The sequence below is a fragment of the Thermonema rossianum DSM 10300 genome, assembly GCF_000426825.1.
Lineage (GTDB): Bacteria > Bacteroidota > Bacteroidia > Cytophagales > Thermonemataceae > Thermonema > Thermonema rossianum.
This window is the reverse complement of the sequence record NZ_AUGC01000007.1, coordinates 100,606-115,356: the sequence shown is the minus strand read 5'-3', so window position 1 is coordinate 115,356 and position 14,751 is coordinate 100,606. Positions and strand designations below refer to the sequence as shown.

At 43.9% G+C, this 14,751-nt stretch carries 10 protein-coding genes and 1 pseudogene; 5 read left to right on the top strand and 6 right to left on the bottom strand.

What is annotated here, in order from left to right:
- Window positions 1–44 precede the first annotated feature (44 nt).
- From porD to recN, 3 genes are read left to right on the top strand one after another with little or no spacing between them, the layout of a single operon-like run.
- Window positions 45–989 carry a type IX secretion system protein PorD gene (porD, locus tag K384_RS06115; protein ID WP_038030431.1) on the top strand — a complete coding sequence of 315 codons (945 nt, stop codon included), beginning with the start codon at window positions 45–47 and terminating at the stop codon, window positions 987–989.
- 3 nt (window positions 990–992) lie between these two features.
- Entirely contained in the window at window positions 993–1,217 is a 225-nt protein-coding gene (locus K384_RS06110; RefSeq protein ID WP_038030430.1) for a hypothetical protein, read from the top strand.
- Between the two features lie 22 nt (window positions 1,218–1,239).
- Window positions 1,240–2,907 (top strand): DNA repair protein RecN, encoded by a 1,668-nt coding sequence (gene recN, locus K384_RS06105; protein ID WP_038030429.1) that lies wholly within the window; start codon window positions 1,240–1,242, stop codon window positions 2,905–2,907.
- 41 nt (window positions 2,908–2,948) lie between these two features.
- On the opposite strand, the gene K384_RS06100 is transcribed toward recN, so the two are convergent.
- Window positions 2,949–4,199 (bottom strand): hypothetical protein, encoded by a 1,251-nt coding sequence (locus K384_RS06100; RefSeq protein ID WP_157630075.1) that lies wholly within the window; start codon window positions 4,197–4,199, stop codon window positions 2,949–2,951.
- Between the two features lie 152 nt (window positions 4,200–4,351).
- Window positions 4,352–5,644, bottom strand: coding sequence for an amidohydrolase family protein (locus K384_RS06095; protein ID WP_038030427.1), 1,293 nt, complete (start codon window positions 5,642–5,644; stop codon window positions 4,352–4,354).
- Between the two features lie 85 nt (window positions 5,645–5,729).
- Between K384_RS06095 and K384_RS06090 the strand changes: the two genes are divergently transcribed.
- On the top strand, window positions 5,730–6,926 hold the full coding sequence (locus tag K384_RS06090; protein ID WP_038030425.1) for a cysteine desulfurase family protein: 1,197 nt from the start codon (window positions 5,730–5,732) through the stop codon (window positions 6,924–6,926).
- 43 nt (window positions 6,927–6,969) lie between these two features.
- Here the strand turns inward: K384_RS06090 and K384_RS06085 are convergent, their stop codons facing one another.
- Genes K384_RS06085 through dndC form a run of 3 tightly spaced genes read right to left on the bottom strand, consistent with a single transcriptional unit; the run spans window position 6,970 to window position 12,018 of the window.
- Window positions 6,970–8,535: a helicase HerA-like domain-containing protein gene (locus K384_RS06085; RefSeq protein WP_051633174.1), complete on the bottom strand. Its 1,566-nt coding sequence runs from the start codon at window positions 8,533–8,535 to the stop codon at window positions 6,970–6,972.
- Window positions 8,525–10,651 (bottom strand): DNA sulfur modification protein DndD, encoded by a 2,127-nt coding sequence (gene dndD / locus K384_RS06080; protein WP_038030423.1) that lies wholly within the window; start codon window positions 10,649–10,651, stop codon window positions 8,525–8,527. Before dndD ends, K384_RS06085 begins: the two co-directional genes overlap by 11 nt.
- Before the next feature lie 17 nt (window positions 10,652–10,668).
- On the bottom strand, window positions 10,669–12,018 hold the full coding sequence (dndC, locus tag K384_RS06075) for a DNA phosphorothioation system sulfurtransferase DndC (RefSeq protein WP_051633173.1): 1,350 nt from the start codon (window positions 12,016–12,018) through the stop codon (window positions 10,669–10,671).
- Between the two features lie 202 nt (window positions 12,019–12,220).
- Between dndC and K384_RS06070 the strand changes: the two are divergent.
- Window positions 12,221–12,949: pseudogene (locus K384_RS06070) on the top strand (IS5 family transposase); the annotation flags it as partial.
- Between the two features lie 93 nt (window positions 12,950–13,042).
- Here K384_RS06070 and K384_RS13315 read toward each other — a convergent pair.
- On the bottom strand, window positions 13,043–14,572 hold the full coding sequence (locus K384_RS13315) for a M28 family peptidase (RefSeq protein ID WP_051633172.1): 1,530 nt from the start codon (window positions 14,570–14,572) through the stop codon (window positions 13,043–13,045).
- Window positions 14,573–14,751 lie beyond the last annotated feature (179 nt).

The window sequence follows — 14,751 nt, the reverse complement described above, 5'->3', positions numbered from 1 at the left end:
TTTGTTTTTTAACTTCACCACTTGGCAGAAATGCTCTTTGTCTCATGCAAAAGAAAATACTCATCATTATTATTGCGTTGCTTGTAAGCGTGCCGGCAGCTTCTGCACAGGAGCTGAACTGCCGCGTCATTGTGAACGACAAGCAAATACAGACGGCACAGACCACCGAGCGCAGCATTTTTCGCGAAATGGAGCAGGCAATCACGGTGTTCATGAACGAGCGCAGCTGGGGTACCGATGCCTATTTGCCCGAAGAGCGCATTGACTGTACGCTGGAAATTACGCTTATCCAAGGCGACGTGAACAGCGGAAACTACCAAGCTACCGCTCAGATTCGGGCACTACGCCCCGTGTACAATAGCGATTACGAAACCCCTTTGCTTATTTACGTGGACCGTCAGTTTAATTTCCGCTTTCAAAAAGGGCAACAGCTGATTTTTAACGAAAATGTATTTACCGACGACCTCACTGCCATGCTGGCTTATTATGCCTATTTTGTGCTGGCCATGGATGGCTATTCGTTTGCCGAAGAGGGCGGCGATGAGTGGGTGCAAAAGATGAACAACTTGGTGAATCTGGCACAGACCGCAGGCAATGTGGGGTGGCGGCGTGGTGACGTCCGCAACCGCTATTGGCTGGCAGAAAACCTGTTGAGCCAGCAACTGCAGCCCGTCTTGCAAGCGTATTATGTGTATCATCGCAAGGGCTTGGACTACTACACCGAAAAGCCCGAAGCCGCCGTGGAGGCTGCCATGCAGCTGGTGCGCAGCATGGGCGAAGCCGCCCGTTTGAAACCCAACGCCTTGCTGTTGGCAGTACTCAGCGACACCAAGGCGCAGGAGCTGGCTTCTATTTTGAAAAAAATACCGGCGCAGCAGCAGAAAGAAGTAACGGACATATTCCGGCGTGTGGACCCGCCCAAGGTACCCTTGTTTCAACAAGCATTTGGACAAAATGCCGCCGGCAGCTTACAAATACAAAACCGTTGAACGATGCCTAAACGTTTGGCGTATATAATGCCCGAAGACTTGCCCCGGCGGTGGGCAGAACTGCCTACGCCACATCTGCACCTTGTTGACAACGAAGGACGGGTGTGGACCATACAAGCGGATCGCCTCGACGCACAAGAGCTTTCAGGCATAGACAGCAAAGGCAAGCGCCTGACTTTTGAGCTGGGGCAATTGCAAGAAATATGGTACGACCTGCCGGCTTCATAAAAACATCCAAAAACATTGGCTCATGCTTATTCACTTGTCTATACGCAATTATGCCCTGATTGAGCAATTGGAGATGCGCCCGCATCGTGGGTTGAACGTCATTACCGGCGAAACGGGCGCCGGCAAGTCCATCATGTTGGGGGCTATTGGCTTGCTCTTGGGCGAGCGTGCCGACAAAAAAGCCTTGATGAATGAGGCAGAGAAGTGCATTGTAGAGGCTACCTTCGATTTGGCACCTTATCAGCTGGAGGCGCTTTTTGAAGAGCATGACCTGGACTATCAGGCGCTCACCATTGTGCGGCGCGAGATTAGCCCCGCCGGCAAGTCGCGGGCTTTTGTCAATGACACCCCCGTAACTTTAGAGGTGTTGAAGGCTTTGGGGCGCCGCTTGATAGACATCCACTCGCAGCATGACCATCTTTTGTTGGGCGAGGGGGCTTACCAGCTTGCTTTGCTCGATACGTTTGCCGGTAATGGGGCGCTGTTGGATGAATATCGCCGCTGTTTTGCCCATTACCGCACCACACTGCAGCGCTATGAAGTGCTTAAGCAACAAATAGAACGACAAGAGCAGGCACTCGATTATGAACGCTTTTTATGGCAGGAGCTGGAAAAGGCACAGCTGGAAGAGGGGGAGCAGGAGCAGCTGGAGCAGCGTTTGGAAAAGCTGGAGCATGCCGAAGCCATTCAGCAGGCGGCAGCCGAAGCCATGCAAGCCCTGGAAAATGAAGAATACGGGGCTGAAAGTGTGCTGCTGACAGCCGTGGAAGCGCTCAAACGCTTGCGTTCTTATTCCGAAGACTTTGGCGAGCTGCACGAACGTGCCGAAAGCGTCTTGATTGAGGTGCGCGAGCTGAGCCGCGACATAGCCGACGCCGTGGAAGAGGTAGAAGTCAACCCGCGTGAGGTGCAGCGTATTCAAGAGCGTTTGGACCTGCTTTATTCCCTGCAAAAAAAACATAAAGTAAACAGCGAGGCAGAGCTGTTGCAGCGCAAAGAGGAACTGGCGCGGCGCATCGAGCAGGCATCGGTATCGCGCGAGGAGCTGGAAGCGCTCGAAGAGGATATCAAGCGCCAAGAAAAGCAATTGCAGGAAATGGCGCTGACCCTGCGGGCACGCCGCCGGGAGCATGCCCCCCCCTTGGCAGAAGCGTTGGTAAACCTTCTGCAGGAGCTGGCCATGCCGCATGCTACCGTAGAAGTGCTGGTAGAGCCCTGTGAGGTGCTTTATGAGGGGGGCTTAGACAGAGTGCAGCTGCTGTTCAGTGCCAATAAAGGTATTGCACCGGGGCCCCTGAAGGCGGTGGCATCCGGCGGGGAGTTTTCCCGTTTGATGCTGGCCATCAAATATCTGCTGGCGCAAAAAACAGCCTTGCCCACCTTGATTTTGGATGAAATAGACACGGGCATTTCGGGCGAAACCGCCATGAAGGTAGCACGCATGATGGCCGACATGTCCAAACAACATCAGTTGATAGCCATTACCCATCTGCACCAGATTGCTGCCCTTGCCGATGCACATTATTACGTCTATAAAGACGAAGCAGGCAGCCGCACCTTCAGCCGCTTGAAGTTGTTGAGCCCCGAGGAGCGAGTGCACGAAATCGCGCAGATGATTAGCGGACAGCAGCCATCACCTTCGGCACTGCAGAGTGCCCGTGAGCTGTTGGCGCAAAGCAAAAGGGGGTAGGTTGTTGGTGTGGCAATGCCGGGCAAGCCGCCTGTTTATTGTCAGTGTTGAGCTTTTGGCTGCCCCTCAGCCGGAGTGCTCTTGTAGAAAGGAATCTGCACGTAGCCCTGCCGGAAGCGATTCGGCAGGTGGGGCAAGTGAACGGCGAGCGTATGCAAGCCGGGGGCAAGGGCATGAAGTGGAATGTAGGTGGCTATGCCTTTCTCTTTGGTTTGGGGGTGGGTAAAGTAAAACCACTGTAAAGCATCACATGCTTTGCCATTGAGCGAAACGCGGTAATGTCGCGCAAGGGTAGAGATATTGGCTTGTTTGGGGTCAATGCCTGCCAGTCTTTCTATGTACCCTTGGCGTACGACGAAAAGGCGCACCACCGGCTTGTCAACTATATCGGAAGGAATGCTTGCCAGTTCAATAAGTGCCCCCTCGGGACGCAAGTTGTCATAGAAGCGGGCTTCTATTTGCTCGTTGTTTTGCTGAAGGTGAAGGTAATGCAGCGGATTGCCCCAATGAATCAAGCCGCCATAAGTGTAAGCCGTACTGAGCACGGCAATACTGACAAACACCAGCAAATACAGGTCAAACTTCCAGCGCTTAATGTTGGTAGCAATGGTGTAGTAAGCCGTACGATAAAAGAAAGCCAGAGAAAGCAAAGAAAAAAAGCGGTAAACCCGGTAGTAAAGCCGGGCAATGCCTGCCTGCTTTTTTAACCAACCGAAAGTAATGAAATCGAGCAGATACAGAAGACCGGCAGACAGCAAGAAGCCGGCGGCAAGGCGCAGCAGCAAAAACCACGATTCGCCCAGCGCATAACGCAAGCCTGTGTGGGGCACCAGTGCCAGCAATACCGTGAATATGCTCAAGATGACCCATGCCGACAATACCGACAAGCCAAACACCAGCCCGGCCGTGTGGTGTAGTTTCTCTATGAAAGTGCGATTGCTGCTTAGGTGTTTCTGAATGAAGCTGCGAAAAGGCTCTTGTTGGGGAAGCTTTTCGGGGCGTATGTCTTGCGGAAAGGCAATGCTTAGACCTACCATAGCCACCCAAAAGCCACGGCAAATCAAGTGTAAGCCAAAGCCAAAAATAAGGGCTTGAATAGCCGTAATGACAAAGTGAAAGATGAGAATGTTTTCAAAAAAGCCACTTTGTTCAAAAAGCAGTGTGCTGAATCTGTGCAACCATTCGTTCAACTGCATAAGTACAAAAATAGCCCCACCGGAGATAAACAGTTCCGGTTCCCAGTTGTTGTTTTGCCAAAAAGCAAGTTTGTCTTTCGTTTCGTGGCTATGCATGACAATAAGCATTTTCATTGGCACGAAAGATACTTTCTTTGAAAAACAAACTTGGTCAGCAGTTTGACTTTTTTCAGGAAAAACAGAAAAAGCGACTGCTCACGGCAGCTTGCCGGCAGTCGCTTTATGCAAAAAAGACAAGCGAAGTTGTTCTATTCTTCCAAACCGTATTTTTTGCTGTAAATATGATACAAACGGGTTTGTTTGCTTTCAAGCGTAATGTCTCTACCTTGAATAAAGGCACGTTCTATTTGATTGCTGCGCATGTCGAGGGCATCGCCGCGGGAAATGAACAACGTAGCATCTTTGCCCACTTCGAGGCTGCCTGTCTGCTTGTCTATGCCCAAAATACGGGCATTGTTGAGGGTAATCAACTGTAATGCTTCTTCGGGGTCCAAGCCATAAGCCGCCGCCGTACCGGCCGTAAAGCCCAAATTGCGGCTTCCCATGGCTTCCATATCGCCGGCATACTGCAGGCCTACCAAAACACCGGCGCGGAACAAAAGCGCTGCTTGCTTATAGAAATGGTCCACGTCACTGTCTTCATAGGGGGGGAGGTCATGCACCCGGTTGAGCAATACCGGCACTTGGTGCTCTTTCAGAAAACCGGCAATGAGCCATGCTTCGGTGCCTCCAACCAACACCACGCGGCGGATGCCCATTTTTTTTGCAAACTGAACGGCTTCCACCATTTCGCGTGCCCGGTCGGCGTGCACATACAGGGTTTTGCTGCCATCAAACAAGCCACGCATGGCTTCAAATTTCAAATTGACTTCTGCCGGTTTACTTTGGCGTGCATAGGCGGCCGCTTCGGCAAAAAAGTCTTCTATGTATTGCAGCTGCTTGTTGCGTTCCTTGTTGGGCTCAATGGGGCCCCGCCAGCCGCGGCGCCGGAACATAGGCACCCAGTTGAGGTGAATGCCGTCGTCGGCTTTCAGCACGGCTTCTTCCCATGTCCATCCGTCGAGCATCATAATAGACGAAGTGCCCGAGATAACCCCACCGCGGGGCGTCGTTTGTGCAATCAGCACACCGTTGAGGCGCACAGTGGGGATAATCTCCGAATCGGTATTGTAGGCAATCAGCGCCCGTACATTGGGGTTGTACTGCCCGGTTTCGGCAAAGTCCAAGGTCGCACGCACCGCATCGATTTCACGCAAGCCGAGCGTTGTGTTGGGTAAAATAAAGCCGGGATACACGTGCTTGTTACGCCCGTCGATGACTTCTGCCCCTTCGATGCGGATGGGTTCTTGGCTGATGGCCGTAATTTTGCCTTCTTCAAAAGCCAGGTAGGCATGTTGCATGACTTGCCCGGTGCCCAGGTGCAAAGTAGTGTTTTCTATCACTACCGGCCGGCTCTGTGCCGGCGCCGGCGCCGGATTTTGGGCGTGGCTTGCCAAGCAAAAGAGCAAGCCGGATATGAGTAAAGTGTATAGCTTATGCATATTGTTTGAGGTTTTAATACTTTTGTTAACAACGATACGAAAGTTTGGTTTATTTTAAAAGTACACAAAACAAAAGTCCAAAAATATGAATGAGCGTAGGATTATTTACCTTGATAATAACTCAACAACGAAAGTGCCGAGCGAAGTAGTGAATGCTATGCTACCGTTTTTTGATGAAATATATGCTAATTCAAGTAGCAGACATCGTTTTGGTTTTTTGGCAGAACAAGCTATCGCTAAGGCAAGGAAGCAAGTAGCTGCATTGGTTGGTGCATCGCATCCAGAAGAAGTTGTCTTTACTAGCGGATCCACTGAGGCTATTAATCAGGTAATAAAAGCAGTTCTTCCTGATAATACTAAGAGGCGCCACATAGTAACATGTCAAACAGAACATAAGGCTATTCTGGATGTATGTGCCTATGCAGAGAAAGTTTTAGGCTATCGTGTTACTTACTTGCCGGTAAAAGATAATGGGCTAATAGACTTGGACATGTTAGCTGATATTTTGTCAGATGATGTGGCTTTGGTGGCTATTATGTATGTGAATAATGAAACAGGAGTTATTCAGCCCATACAAAAGATTGCTGAAATGGCTCATAATGTAGGTGCTATCTGTTTTTCTGATTATACTCAGGCTTTAGGAAAGCTTCCAGTGAATTTAAACAAAGATGGGGTTGATATAGCATGCTTTAGTGCGCATAAGTTTCATGGACCAAAAGGGGTTGGAGGAATATGGTACACCCAAAAAATTATTGATGGAATGCGGCTAAAGATATCTCCTTTATTACACGGAGGAGGACATGAAAAAGGCAAAAGAAGTGGCACTCTAAATGTTCCAGCAATTGTAGGCATGGGGATGGCAGCAGAAGTGGCTTTTTTAGAAATGGAAAGTAATATAAAGAGAATGGAGTATCTGAGAAATTCTTTTGAAAAGAAAATAAAAAAATCTATAGATGGTATAAAGATTAACTCAGAAACCGCTCCAAGAGTATGCAATACAAGCAACATAGCTATAACGGCTATTGATTCGGAAGCTTTGATTGCTACTCTATGCCCAGATGATGATGACATACCTTGGATTGTTATAAGTAATGGTAGTGCATGTAGTTCTCATTCTATTGAACCTTCTTATGTTTTGAGAGCAATGGGGCTTTCAGAAGATGATGCAGCTGGAAGCATACGAGTATCTTTAAGCAAGTTTACAACTGAAGAAGAAATAGATATTGCAGTTCATAGAATAAGCCTTGCTGTAAAAGAGCTCCGAGACTTGGCTTCATTATAAATGAAAACTCTTGTGGAAGATATCTTCCACAAGAGCAAATTAATTAGGTGGTATAAGTTTGAAATGGAGTTCCTAATTGATATCCTTCTTCCTTCCTTAAATTAGCAAGAGCTTCTCCCGGTTTTAATTGCTCCATGGCTTGTTTTACTTTGGAGTCCAAACTCTGAGGGTAATTGGCGAACTCTCTTATAGTCTGAATTTTTTGTTCTTTTAGTTGAAAAAGGAAATTGGTGCTGCAAGCGCTACCTAAATTGAAGCTTCTATGCACAAAATCTGCAATGCTTTGAGATATTAGTATAATACCAACTCCCTTGCTACGGATAGTTCGTAGGATTTCCTCCAGTAAGCTATGTGTAGCTTTGTCTTTAAAGACAAAATGTGCTTCATCTATAACTAACAAGAACCTGACTCCTTGGTAACCTTGTTCGTTGGGAGTATCGGACATCTGGATGAAAGTGTTGTATATGTAGTATATGACAAGAAATACTGCTGTTATTCGAACATTTTCAGGTAAGCTGCTGGGAATACTTAAATAGTAGTTTTTATTGATGACCTCTGCATTGTTTTGTGTATCGAAGAGTGGGAGCTCTGCCAGACGTTCTATTAATTCAGTAAGGCTATCAGGTTTATTGGATTCAAGCTGTTGGTATATGTCATTGAACGTTAAAGGCTCACCTGGGCTTAAATTGTCGATTGCATTTTTTATAGCTGTCTTGAGATGGGATTTCTGTACCTCACCGATTTTAGGGTTACATTTTGTAAGGATATCTATAAATCTGAGAATAGAAGATATTTTTTCGTTTTCGTTAATTGTATTGATAATAGATAAGGGGTTAATAGGAAATTTACTTTTAGATAAATCTCTATATTCACAGTTCGTTTCATTAATAAACTGATCCGAATAACTCTCTTGTTGCCTACCTTGGCCTTTGAAATCTATAAATAAAAAGTTTACTTGGTGATTCGTGTTATTTACTATTTCTTTGATGAGGTGGCGGGCAAATCTTGTTTTTCCACTGCCAGAAGTTCCCGCAATCGCTATATGACAGTTGGGGCGAAATTGTGTATTATTCCACTCCAAGTGAATTACCTCACCATTCTTTAAGTCTCCGATTTTTATCCTAATAGGAGCAGAGAAATAGCTTTTGTCTGGAATACTGTTATAAGAGGTATTTGATATAGTAGGAGCTAAAGTATCAATAGAGGTTAATTCAAATATTCCATCGGTTACTTTTTTTAGAAGATAGTCTGTGCCTCTAATAGTACTGGATTGACTTACTTCATTGTATATGAGCTCTATTCCATGATCTACATGCGCTTTTACATACTGTGGTAGCTTGGGGTCATCAGGAGAAATGCCATAGTGTTGACAGACCAAGGCTATATAGATGTCTTTATACCTGCCGAACAATGTTTCTTCTTTATACTCCTTTCCTCCACTATCTTTTTTTTCTGTGTCTAAGTCTATTTTTCTTCCGGTGCGCAGAGAAAGCACCAATGCAAGACGTGCAATGTGGTTCTCTGGAGCATCGGTGTATATTTTTTTAGTTAGGGTACTTATTCTATCTTGATTTTCTTTTGATGTTTTTATATGAATACTACTTATCATAAGTTAAATATTTTTTATTGTAGGTACTTAGTAGTTCTGTTGGGCTTACTTCTTTAAAAGAGCTTTTGCCATCTTTGTTTATAATGAGGTAGCTTTTAGCGATATAGGGGCTAAGTTTTTTATACTCGCTTTCTGTTAGCTCTTTATTTAAAAGAGGGAAAATTACAACTTGATCGCTTATTTTGGGGTAAAAGTGTTCAATGATATTTGTAGCATGGAGTTGATCGAACTTTTGCATTGGTGAGTCTATAAATACAGGAAACTCAATGCCGCTTTCTTCGACCAGTCCTTTAAGAATAGCTGTAGCTAACATCTGCTGTTCCCCTTTACTAAGGGAACTTTTAGGTATTTCTTCTCCGTGATTGTTATATAACTTAATACTCATGGAGCGTTCAATAGTCTGAATTTCTACTTTATCAATTAAGTTAGTTTTATGCATAAGTGACTTTAAGCCTGCAAGAATCCGCTTCTCTAATGTTTCCTTTTTTTGTTTATGGAACTTATTTATAAATTCGTTAAGATTGGAACGCAGGCTTTTAATAAACTTTTCTTTTTTCTTAAACTCTTCACGGGTTTTGACCCTTTCCTCCAGCTTTTTGATGCTGTGGTTTATTTCATTTGCTTTATTTTCAGTTTCTTTCAGTAGTTGTTCTTTGATTCCTATTTCTTTTAATAGCTTTTCTATTTTCTCTTCTACTTGCTTCTTTTTTTCTCGTAGTTGCTGAGTTTCTTCTGTATTAACAGATGCTTCGGCTTTTTTTATGTTATTTCTTATATCAAGAAGGTTGTTTTCTATTATATTGCGATTTTCAATTATTTTTTCAAATCTTTCTTTGAAAGATGTAGTAATGTAGCTTATTAGGTTTTCTACCTCTTTTTTTTGATTTTCTGTATAGTTAAGCTTGAAGGCGCTTGTTGAAATAGAAGTGTTTTCTACTGGCGATTTATAAAGATTTTCTCGTACTGCTTGTTCAATAGCTTGTTCAATAGCGGTTCTGACACTTCTGTGAAGAGCAAACATATCTTCATTTAGCTTTTCATACTCTTCCCAGAACTTTTCTATTATTTTGTCTATTTTTTCATCGATATCTTTGTTCGCTGCTTCTTGCCATTTTTCTTGTAATTCGGCATCTATTTTCTCTCTTATTAGTAAGAGTAAGTTACCTGCACTTGCCAACGGGGTCTGCTCGTAAAGTGACAGCAGTTCTTGCTTGAGTTCACTCTCTTTCTGTTTTAACTCTTCTTCTTTTTTTCTAAGTTCATTTATATAATCTTCACTATATCCAAAAGCCTTTTCCATTAGAGAGTTTTCTATCTGTTGTTTTAGATAGTTTAGCTTCCTTTTCTCTTCGTTGAGTTCTTCAATCTGAGCTTTTATATCCGGAATAGTTATCTCCGTTAAGGTCTCATATTCATTTCGTAAATTCTTAAATTCAGCTACCTCATGAGCACTTGCTGACTCTCTTTTTATTTTCCCCAGAAGTTGCTCCAAGTAGTCGCTAATCTGCTCATATTTATGAATCCCTAATATTTGAGAGTAAGCTTTACTAAGTTCTTCTCCTTGTTGAGTAAGAGACAGTTCTGCAATATTTACTATTTTTTCTGCATCAAATAAAAAGAACTTGGCAATATCTATTGGAAGTATATTTTCTCTAATAAAGTAATCTTTATTTTTATCTTCATTCAGATACTCTTCGTCTGGAAGAGGCATGTTTTCTGTATCAGAGTTGATATACAATTTATCAGTACCATCTTGTATATCGTATTCCCGCTTTATTCGTACATTATATATTCCATCTACCAACTCCACATCTTCTATAAGAACTTCAACATAATACTTTGATATGCCTTCTCTTTCAGCATCTCTATTTAATGATTTGCGAAAAAGGTTTTGGTATCCTCCTTGACTATCAACCTCTTTTTTATACATTTCATCTACCATTTCCATCTGCTTACCGTATAAGCACCACACAAGCCCTGTCAAGAAAGATGTTTTTCCATACCCATTGTTGCCGCTAATAATAATGATATTTTTACCATTTTCTACGTTAAGGTCAATGGTATTTATCCCCTTATATACTCGGTAGTTGCAGAATGTAATCTCTTTAATTTTCATAGTAGTTGTATTGAGTGTTATTCTTCTTCTTCTTGTTCTTGAAGATTGATATTTTTATTTATAAGGTCTTCAAACTCATTTAAAATGTTTCTTTTACGAAGATAAAGCGTTTTGCTTCTGTATAGCTTCAATAGGTTTTCAATTAGCTTTACTTTTTCAGCATCTTGGCAGACTTCTAGTAGCAGCTCTAACTCTTCTTTTAACTTTTCATCATGTTTGCTCATAAAGAACTCTTTTTGTAAAACTTCCCTATAAATATCTGAAACTTTTACATTAAAGAAAAGATCTTTGTACCAGTGATGCTGGATAATGGCTAACTCTCGATCCGATATAAGATTTATGTTTGGATCAACCTTAGAAAGCTCTTTCTGTGCTATCAGTAGCCTTCTCAATATCTCAACACGCGTTTCAAATTTGTATGGTCCCCACTTGCCTTCTCTTTCACTGCCATTGCGCCCCTTCTTCATCCGCCATTTTTCTGGATTGTCACGCGTTTCAATTAAAAAGTCTCTGATTTCGAGGAGAGGTTGCATCCAGCTTTCCCCCGTATCAATTAAGCCTTCCATCGATTTATCACGTTTAACTACTGTGCATACCCAACACCCAAATCTGCTTTGTCCACATGAAGGGGTAGATGTGTCTATGACCAAAGGACAGTCCCCTCCATTTGCATTTTTATAGAGGGCAGCAAGTTGCCTATGGGTTCCACCCCATGGAGGCGGCACTTGTAACAGGTAGCGCCATAGCTCATCGGTAGTAACATCCTTGATTGGAGCATAAATGTACGCATTAGGTAGCGAGTGGGAACGCAGACGGCTACCTTTAATCTCGTGTTTTTTTATCGATGCAGCCCGGGTAGCACTTTCATCACTGCGAGTCCCCAACAGGATTATAGCGCCACCCGTTGCTTTTATTACCTCTTTAATAAACCGAGTTGTAGGGTTTATTTTCAAACGATCAGTGCACCATCTAAAGAACTTATTTGGAGCTGGATAACCCAAGCCGATAAGTTTGACCCAAAATGTGTCGGCAAGCTTTGGAACTGTACGGACAACTTTTATAGGCATCTTGTCTTTCTGTGCTGCCGACTCTATTTTTGAAAGTGTATCATAAATGAATGATACGATATGAGGGTTCTCTACCAATGTGTCATTACATACTACGTAAATAGGGCGTTTCTTTTCGGAAACAGGAAGCTTTTTTATAGCCTGCCATACGAGTTGAAGTAAAAGTGTACTGTCTTTGCCTCCGCTAAACCCTACAATCCATACTCGATTAGGCTTATCGTTTATGTATTGGTCAATTATTTCTTGTTCTATATGGTAGAGCTTATCTTTTAGAGCAACTTTTGTGTGTGAGAATTCCATAATGTTGTATTTGATTTGGTAGGTATATCTTTTTAAGACGAAGTTGTTTAAAGTTAAAAAATTAAAAAGAGCGAATACCAACTTTCTTTTTGTAAAGAAGAAAGAAATAAATAGTGTTCGCTCAAAAAGACATGGTGTTAAGCAAAGATATAATAAAAAAGAGATTTGCCCGCATTGAACGTTCGGCAGAAAGAATAATTCAAAGGTTCAAGCTTGGCAAATTGTCAGTGCGATACTGTATCGTTTAAAGACCGGCTGCCAATGGCGGGAGTTGCCGGTCAAACAGTTTTTCAAAGATAAATACACTTGGCAAAGTGTATATTACCATTATCGTAAATGGAGCATGGACGGCAGTTGGCAAAAAGTATGGAATAAGGTGGTAGGCAAGTATGCAGGCAGCTTGGATTTATCTTGTATACAAATAGACGGCACCCATACACCGGCTAAAAGAGGAGGCGAATCGGTAGGCTATCAAGGGCGTAAAAAAAGTAAAACAACCAATATGTTATTGCTCACCGACAGTCAAGGCATTCGGTTGGCTATCAGCCGGCCAATGGCAGGAAACCATCATGATGCATATAAGTTAAACGAGCATTTCAACAGTATGCTACAAATGTTAGAAAAATCGTCCGTTCCGACACAAGGGTTGTTTCTGAATGCGGATGCAGGTTTTGACACAAGGGAATTTCGCAAGCTTTGCAGTAGTCGTGAAATCATCGCCAATATTGTAGAGAATGGCAGAAAATCAAAAAATAAACAAGGAAAGTATGTTTTTGACCGCTTGCTTTACAAATACAGATTTGCTATTGAAAGAACCAACGCTTGGTTAGACGCTTTCAAGGCGATTTTAGTCCGTTTTGAAACCCAAGATGAAACTTGGAAGTCCTTGTGGTTATTGGCTTTTACCGTAATTTTACTCAGGAAACTTTAAACAACTTCGACACTAATTAAAGACAAGAAACATTGTATAATGTTGAATACAAATATACTTGTCTTCTATGTAATCATGACCTCTCAGAAGTATTTAAAAAACTTTTTCAAAGCGTCGCACCCATTGTTTTTGTTTCGCTTCCACCTTGATGAAATACACGCCGCGTGCCCATTGAGAAATATCTAAGCGGATGTTTGCCGTGCTTGTTAAAGATTGCTCATGTATGAGTTTACCTTCGTTATTGAACACCCGGAGGGTGGCCTGCGGCTTTACGCCGTTTAGTTGAATGTGCAGCTCTTGCCCCGCCGGATTGGGATATAGCTGCAGCCCTTGCGGTTGCGGCGTATCGTTGTTGAGTGGCGGGGAGGCGGGTTCGGCAGGAGGGGTTTCGTCTTTAACATAAAATTGCCATTGCCCCTTGCCCAGTGAGTCGGTAAGGATGCCTTCTGCACCGGATACCCAACCGAAGGGGAGGGTTACATAATAGCCCTGCCCGGGAGCAAGCTTTTCACTCAAAGCTATTTTGATTGACTTTCCTTGAATATGATTTTGCTGAAGCGTGATGCTTTGCACCACTTGGTCATCTGAGCTACGGCGAATCTGCAACTTGCCGCCAAAGTATTGCAGCGGGCGGTCATAGTCTATGAGCAGGCTGTCCGGCTGCGACCGGTAGAGGCTGTCGCCGGCTTGTGGGCTGAGGCGCTCGATTTGGGGGGGCACTTCGCCGGCAAAGTGCAGCAGGGTAGCCAGGGCAGCCTGCACCACTTTGTGGAAATAGGGGACATCCATATTCTGTAGCAAGTCGGTGCTGCTATGATAGTGTGCCGTTTGGTAGCTTTCATAAAAGCCCATGATATTGTAGCCTGCTGCCTCAAAGGGCATATAGTCCGACGCATAGGCATGACTGACCACGGCATTTAGGGAAGTGTACAGTTCCGTGATGTTTGCCATTCTTTGGGTGAAATGTGCCGAAATGGCATTGTTTACCGTAGAAGTATTGCTTTCGTCGCGCTCGCAATGCACAAAAGTATTGTTTTTGTTTTTGTCGCCGCCCACTTCATCCAAATTGATGAGTGCCCGGATGGCGATGTGTCGGGGAACAGCTACTTCCGATACATAACGCTGACTGCCAACCAAACCGGCTTCTTCGGCGCTGAAATGCACCAGGCGTACCGAGTAGGGCAGGTCCCAAGATTGTATGATACGGGCAATTTCGAGTAGCGTCACGGTGCCGCTGCCGTTGTCGTTGACACCCGGTCCATTGGGCGTGCTGTCGTAGTGGGCGGTCAAGTAAATGTAAATGTGAGGGAACAGGCTGCCTTCTTTGGTAATGACAATGTTATACAGGGTTTTCTGGGCATAAGAAAAGGCGTGTTCGCTGATTTGCTCCGGGGCGTAGCCCATGTCCAAATAGCACTGTTTTATCCATGCACGCGTGGCTTCCAGATTTTGGCTACCTATGTTCTTAATACCCAGTTGCTCATATTCCTGCAGGAGCGCTTGCAGGCGGCTAACAGATACTTGATTGACCGCCCCGGCGATATCGGTCTGCACACTTTGCGCAGCCGCCGGAATGACTGCCAAGACCCACAGTAACGAAATAAAGAGAACAATTTGCTGCATTTTCTTGCTTTTATAGGTAAAAAGTATGAAATTCTAAACACCTTCTCTTCGCGGGAAATTCCCCCGGGAATTGGCGAAGCTACTACATTAAAAATACAAAATAAAAACTGTCTGTGCGGCACCGGAAAAGGCTTTTCTATACTTACATATTGCCCCTTCTATGGGTGTTTTTAAGTGCG

Excerpts from the sequence above, each read along its gene's own strand:
- dndC (WP_051633173.1), bottom strand. The coding sequence starts at position 12,018 with ATGGAATTCTCACACACAAAAGTTGCTCTAAAAGATAAGCTCTACCAT.
- dndD (WP_038030423.1), bottom strand. The coding sequence starts at position 10,651 with ATGAAAATTAAAGAGATTACATTCTGCAACTACCGAGTATATAAGGGG.
- K384_RS06095 (WP_038030427.1), bottom strand. The coding sequence starts at position 5,644 with ATGCATAAGCTATACACTTTACTCATATCCGGCTTGCTCTTTTGCTTG.
- K384_RS06110 (WP_038030430.1), top strand. The coding sequence starts at position 993 with ATGCCTAAACGTTTGGCGTATATAATGCCCGAAGACTTGCCCCGGCGG.
- recN (WP_038030429.1), top strand. The coding sequence starts at position 1,240 with ATGCTTATTCACTTGTCTATACGCAATTATGCCCTGATTGAGCAATTG.
- porD (WP_038030431.1), top strand. The coding sequence starts at position 45 with ATGCAAAAGAAAATACTCATCATTATTATTGCGTTGCTTGTAAGCGTG.
- K384_RS06100 (WP_157630075.1), bottom strand. The coding sequence starts at position 4,199 with ATGCATAGCCACGAAACGAAAGACAAACTTGCTTTTTGGCAAAACAAC.
- K384_RS13315 (WP_051633172.1), bottom strand. The coding sequence starts at position 14,572 with ATGCAGCAAATTGTTCTCTTTATTTCGTTACTGTGGGTCTTGGCAGTC.
- K384_RS06085 (WP_051633174.1), bottom strand. The coding sequence starts at position 8,535 with ATGATAAGTAGTATTCATATAAAAACATCAAAAGAAAATCAAGATAGA.
- K384_RS06090 (WP_038030425.1), top strand. The coding sequence starts at position 5,730 with ATGAATGAGCGTAGGATTATTTACCTTGATAATAACTCAACAACGAAA.